The sequence below is a fragment of the Pseudomonas sp. YeP6b genome (assembly GCF_025642995.1).
Lineage (GTDB): Bacteria > Pseudomonadota > Gammaproteobacteria > Pseudomonadales > Pseudomonadaceae > Aquipseudomonas.
On sequence record NZ_CP080090.1, the window covers coordinates 2,777,456 to 2,792,006 of the forward strand.

13 protein-coding genes are annotated in these 14,551 nt (G+C 59.6%); 5 read left to right on the top strand and 8 right to left on the bottom strand.

What is annotated here, in order from left to right:
- Positions 1-3: 3 nt before the first annotated feature.
- The 3 genes from KZH41_RS12580 to KZH41_RS12595 all read right to left on the bottom strand — a co-directional run bounded on the left by KZH41_RS12580 (position 4) and on the right by KZH41_RS12595 (position 2,469).
- Entirely contained in the window at positions 4-954 is a 951-nt protein-coding gene (locus tag KZH41_RS12580; protein WP_406980398.1) for an IS4 family transposase, read from the bottom strand.
- Positions 955-1,191: 237 nt separating this feature from the next.
- A complete protein-coding gene (locus tag KZH41_RS12590) occupies positions 1,192-1,380 on the bottom strand; it encodes a hypothetical protein (protein ID WP_263274912.1) in 189 nt (62 codons plus the stop codon).
- A gap of 360 nt (positions 1,381-1,740) precedes the next feature.
- Entirely contained in the window at positions 1,741-2,469 is a 729-nt protein-coding gene (locus tag KZH41_RS12595) for a hypothetical protein (protein ID WP_263274913.1), read from the bottom strand.
- A 389-nt stretch (positions 2,470-2,858) separates the two neighbouring features.
- Here KZH41_RS12595 and KZH41_RS12600 point away from each other — a divergent pair, with 389 nt between their 5' ends.
- A complete protein-coding gene (locus KZH41_RS12600; protein ID WP_263274914.1) occupies positions 2,859-3,833 on the top strand; it encodes a hypothetical protein in 975 nt (324 codons plus the stop codon).
- A 458-nt stretch (positions 3,834-4,291) separates the two neighbouring features.
- On the opposite strand, the gene KZH41_RS12605 is transcribed toward KZH41_RS12600, so the two are convergent.
- Positions 4,292-5,707, bottom strand: coding sequence for a purine-cytosine permease family protein (locus tag KZH41_RS12605; RefSeq protein WP_263274915.1), 1,416 nt, complete (start codon positions 5,705-5,707; stop codon positions 4,292-4,294).
- 250 nt (positions 5,708-5,957) lie between these two features.
- On the opposite strand from KZH41_RS12605, the gene KZH41_RS12610 reads away from it, so the two are divergent.
- Positions 5,958-6,869 carry a LysR substrate-binding domain-containing protein gene (locus KZH41_RS12610; protein WP_263274916.1) on the top strand — a complete coding sequence of 304 codons (912 nt, stop codon included), beginning with the start codon at positions 5,958-5,960 and terminating at the stop codon, positions 6,867-6,869.
- Between the two features lie 162 nt (positions 6,870-7,031).
- Here KZH41_RS12610 and argE read toward each other — a convergent pair whose 3' ends face one another.
- Genes argE through KZH41_RS12630 form a run of 4 tightly spaced genes read right to left on the bottom strand, consistent with a single transcriptional unit; the run spans position 7,032 to position 10,628 of the window.
- The gene (argE, locus tag KZH41_RS12615) at positions 7,032-8,177 is read right to left on the bottom strand and encodes an acetylornithine deacetylase (protein WP_263274917.1); all 1,146 of its coding nucleotides are present in this window, start codon (positions 8,175-8,177) and stop codon (positions 7,032-7,034) included.
- On the bottom strand, positions 8,174-8,851 hold the full coding sequence (locus tag KZH41_RS12620; RefSeq protein WP_263274918.1) for a DUF1028 domain-containing protein: 678 nt from the start codon (positions 8,849-8,851) through the stop codon (positions 8,174-8,176). The genes argE and KZH41_RS12620 overlap by 4 nt, the downstream gene beginning before the upstream one ends.
- A 10-nt stretch (positions 8,852-8,861) precedes the next feature.
- Positions 8,862-9,272 carry a RidA family protein gene (locus tag KZH41_RS12625; RefSeq protein ID WP_003207327.1) on the bottom strand — a complete coding sequence of 137 codons (411 nt, stop codon included), beginning with the start codon at positions 9,270-9,272 and terminating at the stop codon, positions 8,862-8,864.
- A 24-nt stretch (positions 9,273-9,296) separates the two neighbouring features.
- Positions 9,297-10,628, bottom strand: coding sequence for a flavin-containing monooxygenase (locus KZH41_RS12630; RefSeq protein WP_406980400.1), 1,332 nt, complete (start codon positions 10,626-10,628; stop codon positions 9,297-9,299).
- Positions 10,629-10,781: 153 nt separating this feature from the next.
- Between KZH41_RS12630 and KZH41_RS12635 the strand changes: the two genes are divergently transcribed.
- From KZH41_RS12635 to KZH41_RS12645, 3 genes are all read left to right on the top strand, one after another.
- Positions 10,782-11,621 carry a helix-turn-helix transcriptional regulator gene (locus tag KZH41_RS12635; RefSeq protein ID WP_094953437.1) on the top strand — a complete coding sequence of 280 codons (840 nt, stop codon included), beginning with the start codon at positions 10,782-10,784 and terminating at the stop codon, positions 11,619-11,621.
- 45 nt (positions 11,622-11,666) lie between these two features.
- Positions 11,667-13,049: an aspartate aminotransferase family protein gene (locus KZH41_RS12640; protein WP_242155643.1), complete on the top strand. Its 1,383-nt coding sequence runs from the start codon at positions 11,667-11,669 to the stop codon at positions 13,047-13,049.
- Positions 13,050-13,168: 119 nt separating this feature from the next.
- Positions 13,169-14,548 carry an APC family permease gene (locus tag KZH41_RS12645; protein WP_242155645.1) on the top strand — a complete coding sequence of 460 codons (1,380 nt, stop codon included), beginning with the start codon at positions 13,169-13,171 and terminating at the stop codon, positions 14,546-14,548.
- The last annotated feature ends 3 nt before the right edge of the window (positions 14,549-14,551 follow it).

The following is a 14,551-nucleotide window of genomic DNA, read 5'->3' on the forward strand; positions in this document are numbered from 1 at the left end:
AATCTACTCCAAACTCTGCGCCTGATGATGCACCTCATCGCGCAGAGCATGCTCCAATATTTCCAAATGCTCTCGGTCACCGAAACCTGTGCAACTGCGCCAATATTCCAGGCCTAAACGCCACAATGAAAGTACTCGCCTCTCTTTGAGGCTATTGCTTTGATAGCGCCGTTCCAATTGGTTCTCCCGTGCCTGCAATCCTGTTAAGAAGATGAGGTAGTTGGCCAAGGCGGCAATCAACAGCAGCACTTCAATGCGCTTTGGACATTGGCTTCGATGCAGATTCAGGCCCCATCCCAAGTGCTCGCTTTTCACATCTCGGAAGCCTTCTTCGATCTGCATACGCCGCTTATAAATCGCCACGATTTTTGCTGGGTTCCACTCGCTTTGCGGCAGGTTGCTGGCAAGCAACCACGGCTCGCGCTCACGTATGGCGGACTGCCGACTTAGCTTGCTTCTGGCGATTGAGCCTGTAACGCGTTGGTGTTTGCGGCCCTTGGCTGTGTGACGGACGCAGTACAAATCGACGAAGTGAGGGGCGCTACGTGTCATCTCTACACGGCCTAACGACTTAGGTGATGAGGTGGCCAGAGCGTACAAATTCTTTACCCGTTGCAACGTTGAAACCATCTCTACCGGTAACCGCGCCCGTGCTTTGCAATAAGCGCCGGTGTACACGCTGCCGGGGCTTAGCCCATCGCAGCAACGTTTGATCGAAAAATCATTCACGGCCTTCTGACAAGAACGGTCGGCATTCATGGCTTGGGCCAGAAACATCGACAGTGTTTCAGTCGGCGGGAACAACCGTTGGCGATGCTTGGGCGTCACTGACTCGACACGCTGTAGCAGTTCCGGATCGGCTAGCAGCTTAAAGAACGCATGGGCATTGCTGTTTTTGGTGTGCTGCTGAATGCGCTGCTGTTGATGCCTGACGATTTGGCGTCTACGATTCACGCGGGCTGTCCTTGTTCTCGTGGTGTGTGTTCGCAACTATCACCGTAGACCAAGGACGGCCTTTTTTAATTTTTTTGTAGTCATATCAGCTGGTTAGCTGTTAAGTAAGTGCCATTCGGGACGGATTTATTTGATTTCGATCACCAAGATCAGACATCAACCCGCAGACACATTCACCACAGATGGCCCTGTCAGCTGGGTGCGCCGAAAACAAATCTGCCAGAAAAGGCTAAAGGTTTATTTTTCGTTGGGTTGAGAATCAAGGCGCCCACGGCCGTAGTAATTCATGAACTCGCGCATAGTCGGTGAAAGCTTCTCCTGTGAAGCAATCCGCCAGAACTTTCTCTCCCCCAGAACCGGCTCTAACCGCTTGATGAGTTCCTGCGCCGTATTGTGATGGCCGACACGCAGCCAGTACCTGAACATGTACTCGTTTTCCTGCCTCGGTAGCTGTGCAGCTTGGAGCAGTCTGAGTGAGTATCGGTAGTTCAGTGGCCACAGTTGCTTTAGAAAGTCGAGTCTCTCAGCGATGGGAAGACCCACTAACCATTGCCTCACCTGCTTATCTACCTGAGCAATACTAGATCGTGATGCCACCTGTTCTGGAGTGAAAAGAGAGTCGTCCATGGTGCGCAAGGCCGAAAAGTTTAGGGGAAGATTTCATTCTGTCCTAAGCACAGGAATAGCGGGCAGCTTTATTTTTACCTATATGTCTGCTCTTGGCCGAGAGTACTCAGTCGTGTAAGGCAGCAATCTGCCAGAAGCAGCCCCTGACCATCCCCCCAATCACACCCGCACCGCAAACCCCTGCGCAGCCCGCCTCTCAAACATCGCATCCTCCGTCTCCCGCGTCGCCCGTTCGCCTTTATCAGACAACTGAGTAAAAAACGTCGCACTTCTGAACTCCCCTGGAACCATCGTGTGCGTATCTTTAAACAACGGCGCCAGATCAATAGTCTTAGCGAAATTCTCCTTAGTCAGGCTGTAGAACCCCATATAACTCCCCGACCACGGCGAATCAGCGTCCACCAAATCAATGGACGCATCGCGATAAGCCACGGCTGCCGCTTTAAGCCCCAGCGAGTTGTTGAGCAGGTCCGTGAGCCGCTGGGTGTCCGAGCTGCTGAGCTGTCCGGCGGTATCGAGCACTTTTAACTTGCCGTCGGCCTCAACCGTGAAGCCATACTTTTTGCTGGCAAGGTCGGGCGCGCTGGTCGCCAGCGTTGCCTGGAAGGCCTGGAAGGAGGTTTTCAGCGTCTGGTGCGCGCCGGCGGCGATATCAGCGAATCGAGGGAAGTCCGGCGATTGGGAGCGGCCAATCCAGGTGTCGACGGCCTCCAGCGGTTCCGCCGTGGTGCTGGTGCCTTCACTGGGGTGGTAGATGGCCGCCGGCGTGGCATTGGCCAGGGTGTTCTTGTCGGCATTCGTCATCGGCTGGGGCTCAAGCTTCTGTCCGGAAGGCGTGAGTAGCGTGTTAGCCGGTGGGAGGTAGGTTGCGCTGACGGAAAGGGCCATTTGATCACTCCATGATTGGCGGGTTTCCTAGAGGTTATCGACGGGGATGCAGCAAGCTTTAGGTCGGTCGCCAGTCGGCGTCTTGCTGTTCGCTGGCGCGCCGCGAAAATGAAAAAAACACCCGCGCAAATGGGGTCAGGTCACCCTTAATACAATGTGGTCTGACCCTGAGGGATCCAGCGACCTTTTCCTGATTTCATCCGACCGCTCTCTGCCGTCAGTTCCTCAATGACTATGCCGATGAAGCACCCCGGAACGTCCAGTGCGTAGGCATGTACTTAGACTGAAGTAGTCCATTTCTGAATCGTTAAAACCACCCCTATACGCGTCTTACCTCAGCTGTAGCGCCTTCTTATAGTCGTGCGCCTCAGTCACTTGGAGGTGCACGCATGCAGGGACCCTACGCATTTATCAATGAACGACCGCAGCCTTATCCACTGCTCAAATTGAGCCTGGCGCTTGATCCGCGTACTCACACCAAATTCGACACCCTCAACCAGCACATCCGCAACACGCTGGTGTTGCCGGGGCAGTTGGTGATCATTGGCGACAGCCGAACGGCCGCTTGCACCGCTGAAGAGGCACAGCTGATGCGCTCGGCGCTGAATATTAAGCTAGCGCTGTTGGCGTACTCCGCAACCGACCAGTTCCTGGTCAAAAACCATGATCAGTTGCAGGCCATCTTGTCCTATTCGTCCGTTGGCATCGGCAGTGCCAGCAGTGCTTGGAGCAAGCACTTGGCGCACGTCGAGAAGACCCTTATGGACATCGAGGATTTGCATCAGCAGTACTTGAGGAAGGGCACTACGGGGGCGAGGGAAGAGTTTTTGGTTAAGCGAAGGGCGCTGTTTGCCAAGTTGGACAGCCAAATCTCGGGGATGGCGCGCTTGGGTACGGGGTTGAGAAACGAAGGGTCGATTAAAAAGATGCTGGGTATTTCCAGTAAAAGCTACTGGCAGCATGGAGAAATTCGGGGGTATGAGGCGCGGGTCAAGCGGTTGGCCAAGGCTTCGCAGATATTGAAGAAGGGGACTTACGTTGGTATAGCGCTGGATGTTGGGGCGACGGCGTTGGAGATATCGCAGGCGTGTTCCACAGGGCGTGAGCAAGCGTGTACGCAGGCGAAGTATGTTGAAGGGGGTAAGTTGATAGCCGGAGTCGCGGGTGCATCTGGAGGCGGCGCGTATGGAGCCCAAATTGGTATCGCTGCTTGCATGATTGTTTTTGGCATACCTACAGCAGGCGCTGGAGCGTTGGCATGCGCCATCGTCGGCGGTGCCGCAGGCGGACTCGTTGCAGGCAAAATCGGAAGCGCTTTCGGAGAAAACACAGGAAAATTTCTCTATCAGACTGTGAGGGATTAAATGGTTTTCGAATACATCGGCATGTGTGCGTGCGTCATCATGATACTCAGTCTCCCACTTACTTTTTTTGTCATGTTCAAAAAGCTAGATGCAGCAGAGCGCTATGTGGAACACAGCGACTATGTAATTGCACACAGGCGCATTTTTCGTAATGCTCCATTTGAGGGCCGACAGGTACGTGTAGTCGCTATGGCGATCATTATTCTTATGCCCAAAGTACTCCAATGGAGGCGTTTAGTGCGGGTTGAGGACGTTGAAAAAATTCCACGGCATCTCAAGTACTGGATGGTCATACCGACACTGATTGGTTTCACATCCATGACCGTGATGTGTATCAGCTGGCTCTTTATAGATAACTAAACCGCCCCCAAAAACTTAAAAACCACCCAAACCCCGGCCGCAAAGCCAGGATATGAGTGGTTCAAAACATCACGATCAAATCACTGCAGGCAGTCGGCTTAAACCCCACTCACCAACTTCCCCCCCTCCATCCGACGTTTGTACGCACTGTCCCGACTCGCCAACCAGAAATACAACGGCGACGTCACCAGCAACCCCACCACCCAAGACAAATCCGCGCCATTAATGTGTTCGGAAATCGGCCCCACATACAGCGGCGTGTTCATAAACGGAATCTGCACCGCAATCCCCACTGCATACGCCAGCAGCGCCTGTGGGTTGTACTTGCCGTAGATGCCGCCATCCACCCGGAAGATCGAGGCAATGTCGTATTTGCCTTTGTGAATCGCGTAAAAGTCGATCAGGTTGATCGCCGTCCACGGCACCAGTACCACCAGCAGCACCAGTACCATGTCGACGAAGTGGCCGATGAAGTCTTTGGAGGCGAACACGGCTGCAATGGCGCAGGCGGCGAGTACGAGGATGGAGATTACCGCGCGGCTTTTCGCGGTGGGGATCCAGCGGTAGGCGAAGGTTTGCACCAGGGTGATGATTGACAGTACTGCGCCGTACAGGTTGAGGGCGTTGTGGCTGATTACGCTGAGCAAAAACAGCACCAGCATCAGCGGGCCGATAGCGCCGGTGGCGAGTTTGACGGCGTCCATGGTGTCCATGCCGACCGGGGTGGCGAGCACGGCGACGGCGCCGAAGATGAAGGCCAGGCTGGAACCGAGGACGGAGCCGAGGTAGGTGGTCCAGAAGGTGGAGGCGACGGGCACGTCGGCGGGCAGGTAGCGGGAGTAGTCCGACACGTAGGGCGCGAAGGCGATCTGCCACAGCGCGGCGAGGGACACGGTGGCCAGCACGCCTGCGATGTTGAAGCTGCCACGGGTGAGGAAGTCGGTGGTCTGCACGTGGGTGAAGATGTAGCCAAAACCCAGCACGATGCCGGCGCCGAGTACCCAGGTGCCGATGCGGTTGAGCACGTGGATGAAGCGGTAGCCGATGATGCCGATGATCCCGGAACCGATGGCGCCGATGACGATGCCGACCGGTACGGGCACGCTGTCGACCACGCCGTGCAGGGATTTACCCGCGAGTACGATGTTGGAGGCGAAGAAACCGATGTACATCACGCCGGCGATGACCACCACCAGCAGGGCGCCGAGGGAGCCGAACTGGGCGCGACTCTGGATCATTTGCGGGATGCCCATTTGCGGGCCTTGGGCTGAGTGCAAGGCCATCAACACGCCGCCGACCAAGTGGCCGACGAGGATGGCGACGATGCCCCACAACAGGTTCAAGTGGAACAGTTGCACACCCAGCGCACCGGTGACGATGGGCAGCGGCGCGATGTTGCCGCCGAACCACAGGGTGAACAGGTCTCTTACCTTTCCGTGGCGATCTTCCGGGGGCACGTATCCAATCGTGTGTTTTTCGATAAGCGGTGCGGAGGATGTTGCAGTGGTAACCATGACGAGCTCCAAGGCAAGGTGAGTACGTTGACGTACTTCGCTGTGCGCTGCACGGGCGGCGCTTTGTTGTTGGAGTGATCATCTGCAATGGGGGCGGGCAGGTAAATTAGTAAGTTTGTTGCTATAGACCTTAAAAAATATAGCTCACCGGTTTTTTTGCTCCGGTATGTTGCATGGACTTTAATCCGTGTGAAAAAGCCGATTTTCACGCACTTGTTTGGGGCGAAGTCCCACGTTTTTGGAGGTCCCGATGGCTGCCTATAACCTGCGCCAACTCAAATATTTTGTGACCACGGCCGAGTGCGGCAGCGTCGCCGAGGCGTCGCGCAAGCTGTATATCGCGCAGCCGTCGGTTTCCACGGCGATCAAGCAGCTGGAAGACAGCTTTGGTGTGCAGTTGTTTATCCGCCATCACGCCCAGGGTGTTTCGCTCACGCCCAGCGGGGCGCGGTTTTATCGCAAGGCGCTGGAGCTGTTGCGGGTGGCGCATGAGTTCGAGCAAAACGCTCTGGCTGACAATGATGTGGTGGCGGGGCAGATCGACATCGGCTGCTTTGAAACGGTGGCGCCGCTGTATCTGCCGCGCTTGATCGCCGGCTTCAAGGCGCGCTGGCCGGGGGTGGAGATCCGCATTCGTGATGGCGAGCAGCAAGAGCTGGTGCAGGCGCTGACGGCTGGCAGTATCGATGTGGCGATGCTGTTTGAGCATGACTTGGGCGGCACCATCGAGACCACGCCATTGATGCCGCCGCAGCAGCCGTATGCGCTGCTGCCGGCGGACCACCGCTTTGCGCAGCAGGCCAAGGTGTCGTTGGCGGACCTGGTGCTGGAGCCGATGATTCTGCTGGATGTGCTGCCGAGCCGGACGTACTTCGTGAGCATCTTTGAAGAGCGCGGGTTGACGCCGAATATCGTGTTCAGCTCGCCGTCGATTGAAATGGTGCGCGGCATGGTGGGGCGCGGGTTTGGGTTTTCGATTCTGGTGACCAAGCCGTTTACCGAGTACACCTATGATGGGCAGAAGGTCGTGTGTGTGCCGTTGGCTGAAACAGTGACGGGTTCCGGGTTGTCGGCGGTGTGGTTGCGGCGGGCGCCGCTGACCAAGCCAGTGCAGTTGTTTGTCGACTACTGCCGCGAAGAACTCGCACGGCTGCTGGGCTAAACCTGAAATGCTACCCAACAAACAACAGAGATCCACTGTGGGAGCCGGGCTTGCCCGCGATGGCGGTGTGTCAGTTGCCACAGGGGCTGGCTGATACACCGCCATCGCAGGCAAGCCAGCTCCCACAGTAGATGTGTGTTGCCGGGTAGGGGTGTGCTCGGCTCAGGCGCGGATCGAGTCGAGCATGCGCTCTAGCATGGCATCACACCCGGCCAGCTGCGCCACACTCACAAACTCATCCGGCTTGTGCCCCTGGTCCATGCTCCCAGGCCCGCACACCACCGTGGGAATGCCCACCGCGTCAAACAACCCACCCTCAGTGCCAAACGCCACGGTGCCGAAATCCCGGGAGCCGGAAAACGCCGCAATCAACTGCGCCGCCTGGCTGCGCTCATCGGTGACCAGGCCTGGGTAGGCCGACAACTCGGTAAACCGAATCGCGCTCTGCTTGCTGACGGCCTGCATACGCGGCAACACCTGCTGCATGGCGTAGGCTTGCAGTTCCTCAGCCACTTCACCCGGGTCCATCGAGGGCAGCGCGCGCACTTCAAAATCAAACCGGCAATCCGCCGGTACGATATTCAGCGCTTTGCCGCCGGAAATCACCCCGGTCTGCACCGTGCTGAATGGCGGATCAAACCTCGGGTCTTGCTGCTCGCGCAGCCGCTGCCCAATCCGCCCCAGTTCACCGATCAACTCCGCCGCGTGTTCGATGGCATTCACGCCATACGGCGCATACGCCGAGTGGCACGCTTCGCCCTGCACATCACAACGCATCGCGAGCTTGCCCTTGTGGCCGAGCACCGGTTTCAGCTCGGTCGGCTCGCCGATGATGCACAGCATCGGTTTTACCGGGCGCTGTTCCAATACCTTGAGCAACGAACGCACGCCCAGGCAGCCGACTTCCTCGTCGTAAGACAGGGCGATGTGCACCGGCAGGCGCAGGTCTGCCTTGACCAGCGCGGGCACCAACGCCAGCACGCAGGCGATGTAACCCTTCATATCCGCCGTGCCCCGGCCAAACAGCTTGCCGTCGCGCTCGGTCAGCTCGAACGGCGGCACTGTCCACGGCTGCCCATCCACCGGCACCACATCGGTGTGGCCCGACAGCACAATGCCCGGCAATTCCACCGGGCCGATGCTGGCGAACAGGTTGGCCTTGCTGCGTTCCTCGTTGTAGACCAACTCACTGGCCACGCCGTAACCCGCCAGGTAATCGCGCGCACACTCGATCAACTGCAGGTTGGATTCGCGGCTGGTGGTGTCAAACCCCACCAGCGTCTGCAGCCACTCGCGGCTGCTGCTCATCGGTCGTCTCCGGCCACGCCGTAGCCGGGCGAGCGGTCGGGGGCGAGGGCGCGGTCGAGGTAGTCCTGCACTTGCGGGCGGTAGGCGTCCCAGAGCTTTTGCAGTGCGGCGATCGGCTGTTCCTCGGCCCAATCCACGCGCAGGTTGATGATCGGCCAGGTCAGTTCGCCCACCACCACCAAGGCGGCGGAATGCACCGGGCCGGCTTCGCCACCGGCGGCGATGGCGGCGTGCATCGCGGCCAGCAGGCGGTCGGCCAGTTGACCTTCGCCGTGTTCGAAGGCTGTGACCATCGCCTCGATCACCGCGCGGTCGGCGAGCATATTGCCGGCGGCCACGCACTGTTCGCCCGCCACTGCATTGTGCGTGCCGAGGGTTTCGCTACCGCTGAAATGCACGCTGCGGCCCAGGTGATCAATCGCCGTCAGTTGCCGGTATTGGCTGTAGCCGTTGCGGGTCAGGGCGTTGTCGACAGCCTCGGCTGGCGACAGGCCTTGTTCCAACAGGTCGAGCACGTCCGGGCCCAGGGCCGGCAACGTGATATTTTGGGTCGAGACCGCGCCCACACCTGGGCGCAGCCACGGGCAGCGGGCGCCCACGGCGATGCTCGATGAGCTGATGGCGATGCCCAGCTGGCCGGTGTCTGCGCAACGGCCGACGATTGAAAAGGTCATGTGCGGCTCCTTATTCGGGAATAACAGCGATCACGTCAATTTCCATCAGCCACTGGGGCTGGCCGAGGGCCGAGACCACCAGCCCGGTGGAGATCGGGAACACGCCTTTGAGCCACTTGCCGACTTCCTGGTACACCGGCTCGCGGTAGCGCGGGTCGATCAGGTAGGTGGTGGTCTTGACGATATGGCTCAGGTCGGAGCCTGCTTCCTCAAGCAGCTGCTTGACGTTTTTCATCGCCTGTTCGGCCTGGGCCCGTGGGTCGCCAAGGCCAATCAGGTTGCCGTCGAAATCAGTGCCGACCTGGCCGCGCACATACACGGTATTGCCGGCGCGCACGGCCTGGCACAGGTCGTTGTCCAGGCTCTGGTTGGGGTAGGTTTCTTTGGTGTTGAACATGCGGATGCGAGTGTGAGTAGGCATCAAAAAAACTCCAGCAAAAGGTGATCAGGCGCTGACAGGTGCTTTGTGAACAACCGGTGCGGCTTCGCGGTACTCGAGGTATTGGCGCTGGATGGCGATGTGGTCGGCCACGTACTTAGCGTCGTGCCACACGCCCCAGATAAACGACGAGCCCCGGCGCGATTGCCACGGCAAACCGAGGAAGTAGATACCCGACTCAGGGGCCACACCGCGCTGGTGTTGCGGCTTGCCGGCGGCGTCAAACGCATCGACCTTGAGCCAGCTGTAGTCCACGGCAAACCCGGTGGCCCAGATGATCGAGGTGATACCGGCCTTGGCCAGGTCCAGCTCCAGGATTGGCTGTTTGATGCACTCGGCATCCGGGAATACGCGGCGCGCTTCTGGCTCCACGGGCAGGTCGAGGCCGTTGCGCTCGATGTAAGCGTCCGCCGCATCCAGCAGGGCCAGGTAGTTCTCATCGCCGCGCGCCAGGTTGTCGATCAAGTTGGGCTGGAAGCTGGCGGTGGTGCCGTTGAAGGCTTGGGTCAGGCCAACCAGGGTCATGCCTTGCTGGGCCAACTCGCGAAAATCGATGGTCTTGCCGCCGTGGGCGCCGCTCACGGCAATGGTCACGTGCTCGCGGCCGGGTTTCATCGCGGCCTGATCCCACTCGCCCAACACCCCCAGCCACCAGCAGAAATCGCGGTTGCGATAAGCGCGGGGCGGGCGGTCATGGGCGCCGACCGACAGGTACACCTGACGGCCGGAGCGCTGCAATTCATCGGCGATCTGCACGCCGGACGAACCGGCGCCCACCACCAGCACGGCACCGGCCGGCAGTTGTGCGGGGTTGCGGTAGTCGGCGGAGTGGATCTGGTGCAGCGCGGTGTCTTTGGGCGCAATCGCCGGAATCACTGGCTTCTGGAACGGCCCGGTGGCGGCGACCACGCGGTTGGCTTCGATCACGCCTTCGCTGGTGTGCACGGTGAAGCCTGGGCGACCGACATTACGCACCACGGAAATGACGTCCACGCCAGTGCGGATCGGCGCATTGAACTTGCGTGCATAGGCTTCAAAGTAATCCGCCACACGCTCTTTTGGCGCGAAGCCATCGGCGGCGACATCATCAAATTCCAGCCCCGGAAAACGGTCATGCCAGGCCGGCCCGTTGGCCACCAACGAATCCCAACGCCCGGTGCGCCAGCGCTCGGCGATGCGGCTGCGCTCCAACACCAGGTGCGGCACGCCTTGCTTGCTCAGGTGCTCGCTCATGGCCACGCCAGCTTGACCGGCTCCCACCACCAGCGTGTCTATTGTTGTTATTGCTTGAGTCATGTGTCTGTCCTTGCGTAATGCAGTTGGATTCAGCTTGGGCATGGCTTCAAGGCTAGGGGGAGGGCGGTTTTTAATAAAATATTATTAAGCTTTGAACAGAGCATAAATATCGAATGCAGGCTCACCCTATCGGGTGATTTCGAGGAGGGGGCGGGTGTGTGACCATCCTTGCAGTTCTTAACGCGAGTCTTTGAAGTGGAAAACGACCGGCTTTCTTCTGCGCAATGGTTCGAACAGATGGCCCGGGTGACCGAGAGCATCGGGCAGTCGGGGTTCGCCGCGACCTTGTTTGAGGCCCTTGGGGTGCTGCAGCCGATCCAGGCCACGACGCTGTATTTCTACCCGCGTGGTGGCATGCCCAGCGCGTTGTTCGAGTTGGATGGGCCGTGGTTGCCACAAGGCAATGTGCGCCAGTACCTGTCGGGGTTCTATTTGCTCGACCCGTTTTACGGCGCCTGCGTGGAGGGCGTCAGTTCCGGGTGTTACGGCCTTGCCGACATTGCCCCTGACCACTTCGAACTCACCGAGTACTTCCAGTCGTTCTACCGGCACTCGCAGCTGGAAGATGAACTCAACTACATCCTGCAATCGAGCAACGGCTCTAGCCTGGCGGTGTCGCTGGCCTTTACGCAGAAGCTCGACGCTGCCACCACCGCGCAGTTCAAGCGCATCGCCCCGTGGGTGCTGGCGGTGCTGGGCAAGCATTTTGTCGGCCTGGATGCCCAGGGCGCACGCTTTGAAAACCTGCTAGAGCAGCGCATTCACGCGGCGCTGAACAACTTCGGTTCGTCGATATTGACCGAGCGCGAATGCCGCATCGCCCAGTTGATCCTGCGCGGGCATTCCACGCGCTCATTGGCCGAGCGCCTCGGCGTGTCGGAGGACACCATCAAGTCCCACCGCAAACACATCTACACCAAGCTGGATATCGGCGCGCAGTCGGAACTGTTCGCCTTGTTCATCGACTCGCTGGCCGAAGCCCAGGGCGTGCTGAGCAAAGACCCGCTTGAACGCTACATGAGCAAGAACCGCTAGGCGGTGTTGCTCCTCCTTGCGTCATTACTATAAGAGAGAAAAACCATGAACTTACCCGCCCAACTGAATCGCCGCACCGAGGATTATCAGCGCGCTGATGCGGCCCACCACATCCATGGGTTTGTCGATCAAAAGGCGCTGAATGCCGAAGGCCCGCGTGTGATGGTGCGCGGTGAGGGCCTGTACCTGTGGGACAGCGAAGGCAAGCGCTACCTGGACGGCATGTCCGGCCTGTGGTGCACCCAGCTGGGCTATGGTCGCCGGGATTTGACCGCCGCCGCCGCCGCGCAGATGGATCAGTTGGCGTACTACAACATGTTCTTTCACACCACCCACCCGGCGGTGATCGAGCTGTCGGAACTGCTGTTCAGCCTGTTGCCGGGGCATTACAGCCACGTGATCTACACCAACTCCGGCTCCGAGGCCAACGAGGTGTTGATCCGTACCGTGCGCCGCTATTGGCAAGTGGTCGGCCAGCCGCAGAAAAAGATCATGATCGGCCGCTGGAACGGCTATCACGGCTCGACCTTGGCGGCGTCTGCGCTGGGCGGCATGAAGTTCATGCACGAGATGGGCGGGATGATTCCCGACGTCGCGCACATTGATGAACCTTACTGGTATGCCCATGGCGGCGAACTGACGCCAGCCGAGTTTGGCCGCCGCTGCGCCCTGCAGCTGGAAGAAAAAATCCTCGAGCTGGGCGCCGAGAACGTCGCGGGGTTTATCGCCGAACCGTTCCAGGGCGCGGGTGGGATGATTTTCCCACCTGAAAGCTACTGGCCTGAGATTCAGCGCATTTGCCGCCAATACGACGTGCTGCTGTGCGCCGACGAGGTGATTGGTGGCTTTGGCCGTACCGGCGAATGGTTCGCCCATCAACACTTCGGCTTTGAGCCGGACACCTTGTCGATCGCCAAGGGCCTGACCTCCGGTTACCTGCCGATGGGCGGCCTGGTGTTGAGCAAGCGCATCGCCGAGGCGCTGGTGGAGCAGGGCGGAGTGTTCGCCCACGGGCTGACCTATTCCGGGCACCCGGTGGCGGCGGCCGTGGCGCTGGCCAACCTCAAGGCCCTGCGCGATGAAGGCATCGTGCGCCAGGTCAAGAACGACACCGGGCCGTACTTGCAGAGCCTGCTGCATGAAGTGTTCGGCAACCACCCGATGGTCGGCGAGATCCAGGGCGCAGGCCTGCTCGGGGCCCTGCAGTTCGTTGAAGACAAGGCCACGCGCAAACGCTTCGACAATGAAAACGACCTGGCCTGGCAGTGCCGCACCTTTGGCTTTGAGGAGGGCGTGATCATCCGCTCCACGCTCGGGCGCATGATCATGGCGCCGGCACTGGTGGCCACGCGCGCGGAGCTGGACGAGCTGGTCGACAAGACCCGCATCGCGGTTGATCGCACCGCACGGATCGCGGGAAAGCTGTGAAGTGACCTGCTCACCCCCACGCACGGGGTGGTGAGCACCCTCCATCAGACAACGCTTGAACGGCAGCCGATGCCATCGACTGCCGCGACGGCCTGCATCCCGATTTCCAGGAGTCACCCATGAATACAATAACAAGCGTGGCCGAAACTCCCTCCCATCACCGCGCGCCCAAAGCCGCTTCGACCCGCAAGTTTCGCCAGCCGCTGGGCCTGGTCGGGCTGGTGCTGTTCGGTCTTGCGTACATGGTGCCGCTGGCGGTGTTTACCACCTATGGGCTGGTAACCCAAATGACCAAGGGCCACTTGCCCACCGCCTATATGCTGACCCTCGCCGCCATGCTGCTGACGGCCTACAGCTATGGGCGCATGGTGCAGGCGCATCCCTTTTCCGGCTCGGTGTATTCCTATACCCGCAAGGCGTTTGGCGCGTATTTCGGCTTTATCGCTGGCTGGACCTTGCTGCTCGACTACATCTTCTTGCCGCTGCTGAGTTATTTGCTGATCGGCATCTACCTGTCCGAATACTTCCCCGGCGTGCCCACTTCCGTGTGGGTGCTCGGCTCGATTGCGCTGGTCACGGCGCTGAACCTGGTGGGCATTGAGTCCATCACCCGGGTCAACTGGATACTCATCGTCGCCCAGTTGGTGTTCATCGTGGTGTTCGTGGCGTTGTCGGTGCACACCCTCAGCGGGCAGCCCGCGCCGGTTTCGCTGTTGGCGCCGTTCCATCATGAAGGCTTCAGCCCGCCGTTGATCATGGCGGGCGCGGCGGTGCTGTGCCTGTCCTTTCTGGGCTTTGATGCGGTGTCGACCATGGCCGAGGAAACCCCCAACCCGCGCCGAACTATCCCGCTGGCGATCATGGTGGTGTCGCTGTTTGGCGGCCTGCTGTTTTTGCTGGTGTCGTATTTCGCGCAACTGGTGTTCCCCGAATGGAACAGCTTTGTCGACCCGGATTCGGCGTCGGTGGACGTGATGCGCCGCGTGGGCGGCGAACTGCTGGTGACGGCTTTTACCGCCACCTATGTGGCGGGCTGTTTCGCCTCGGCGATGGTCTCCCAGGCGAGTGTGTCGCGGGTGTTGTTCGCCATGGGGCGCGACGGCGCGCTGCCGAGGGTGCTGGGCAAACTGGTGACGAAAAAACGCGTGCCGGCCACGGCGATTGTGCTGGTCAGCCTGTTCTCGTTGATTGCCCTGTTCATCACCCTGGACACCGTGGCCAACATGATCAGCTTCGGTGCGTTGTTCGCGTTTTCGGCGGTGAACCTGGCGGTGATCAAGCACTACCTGCTCGACCAGAAGTTACGCGGCACCCGCAATTACCTGTTGTACGCCGCGCTGCCGGGCCTGGGGTTCCTCAGCACCGTGTGGCTGTGGACCAGCCTGTCCAGCATGTCTTTCACGATCGGCTTGTGCTGGATGGGGGTTGGCCTCCTTTGTTTGCTGGGCATTACCCGAGGTTTTAGCGTGAAGATGCCGGAACTGCAGATCGCTGAATAAACC